Below are 1,835 nucleotides of genomic sequence, written 5' to 3' on the forward strand. Positions count from 1 at the left end.
GTTCTTGCCCTCGGGGCCGGCGTAGGTCGCTTCGAGATCGATGATGTCGCGAAGGAAGATCTTTCCTTCGTTGAGTTCGTCGCGCCAGATGATGATGGCCTGGAACGTCAGCGGGCTTTCGCACAGCCCGGCGATCATCGCCTCGCGGCCAGCTTCGATCCGCTTGGCGATGGCGATTTCGCCCTCGCGCGACAGCAGCTCGACGGTGCCCATCTCCCGCAGATACATGCGGACGGGATCGTCGGTGCGCTCGCCGGGCTCGGACTTCTTGGTCTCGGTGACGGCCTTGGCGGTGACTTCGACCAGATCGTTGTCGAGCTCCTCGTCGGCCTCTTCCTTGGCCTCTTCCTCTTCGGCCTCGGTGTCTTCCGCCTCGGACACATTGATGCCCATGTCGGACAGCATCGACATGATGTCTTCGATCTGCTCCGGCGACGTGGTGTCGGAGGGCAGCACTTCGTTGAGCTGATCGAAGGTGACGAAGCCGCGCTTCTTGGCCTGCTTGATCATCTTCTTGACGGCCGCGTCCGACAGGTCGAGGAGCGGCGAGGGAGCGTCGACGGAGTCCTTCTCCGGCGCGTCCACCTTGTCGTCCTTGTCCTTGTCCTGCACCTGAACCGTCTTTGCCTTGCTGGCCATCCACTGCTCCTGAACGCGCTCACGGACGAGGCGTCACCGCGCCGCCATGAAAACTTGCCTGATCGGGAGAGACGCACAAAGGGCGGCGCCCACCTGCGCCACCCCCACACGATCCCGTCGCTGGTCACCCAAATTGGTCGCCCGAAGGCCTTCTACCGGAATGGCGTTAAGCCCTTACTAACCCTGTTTTTGCAGCCAATTCCCGGGATTGGCGAGTCTTTTCGACTCGTTCCACCGCCCCGGGCCTCGCGCGACCGTCTCACACGCTGCGCTGGAACCGGCCGGAGGATTCGCCGAATCCCTCGATCAGCGCCTCGGTGCCCTCGACCTGCGCCAGGCGCGCCTTGACGTCGTTCAGCCACTGCATGTTCGCCTCGCTGCCGTCGTCACCCAAGGCCAGCTCGGCATCCTTCAATTCCCTAAGTAAGGAGTGGGATTGTCGATGCAAGGCAACGAGTTGCTGCCACGTTGAAAGGACGTCCTCGCGCGCCGCCGCAGGACCGACCGCCCACACCGCCGAGGTCGTGATCGCCCGCTCAACCCTTTGCAATTGCTCGGATAAGCCTGCCTTAACCAAATCTGCGCGGAGCTTTTCGGCCTGACCGGCCGGATCGTCGCCGCGGTGGTGATGCTGGGCGAAGGCGGCGATGATCGCCGCCCGCAGCCGGTGCGCCTCCGGATGGGCGAATTCCAGCGCGGCGATTTCCTCCAGATGGTCGTCGAGCAGCCAGGGATGATTGAGCAGCGAGATCAGGATCAAGGCCTCGCGGCGGGACATCGCCGAGCGCTGGCCGCGCATGATCGGGCTCGCAATCAGGTCCGGGCTGGCAATCTGGTAGGGGCCCCGGCCGAGCGTTGGCGCCGGTTGTCCCGGACGCCCGGGCGGGGCAAATCGGCCGCCCCCCTGTGGAAAACCGCCGCGCGGGGCGAACCGCCGCCCCGAATCACCGCCGCCCCCACCGCGGAAGCCGCCACCGAATCCGCCAAAGCCGCCGGCGGGCGCGAACGCCGCGCGCAGACGGTCGGTGAGATCCTGGCGATAATGCCGGCGCACGATCTCGTCGCGGATGCCGTTCGACAGCTCGTTGATCCGCGCCTCCAGCGCGGCGCGCCGCTCCGGGGTGGCGAACATCCCGCCTTCGGCCTCGCGCGCCCACAGCATGTCGGCGAGCGGCCGTGCCGCGCTGATCCCTTCG

At 66.0% G+C, this 1,835-nt stretch carries 1 protein-coding gene and 1 pseudogene; both read right to left on the minus strand.

Going from position 1 to position 1,835, the window contains the following annotated elements:
- Positions 1-639: RNA polymerase sigma factor region1.1 domain-containing protein (locus DU475_RS23710; RefSeq protein WP_283812118.1), on the minus strand; the 639-nt coding region annotated here is incomplete at its 3' end.
- Between the two features lie 259 nt (positions 640-898).
- Positions 899-1,835: pseudogene (locus DU475_RS23715) on the minus strand (DNA primase); the annotation flags it as partial.

It is taken from the genome of Rhodopseudomonas sp. WA056, from assembly GCF_010906995.1.
Taxonomy (GTDB): domain Bacteria; phylum Pseudomonadota; class Alphaproteobacteria; order Rhizobiales; family Xanthobacteraceae; genus Rhodopseudomonas; species Rhodopseudomonas palustris_G.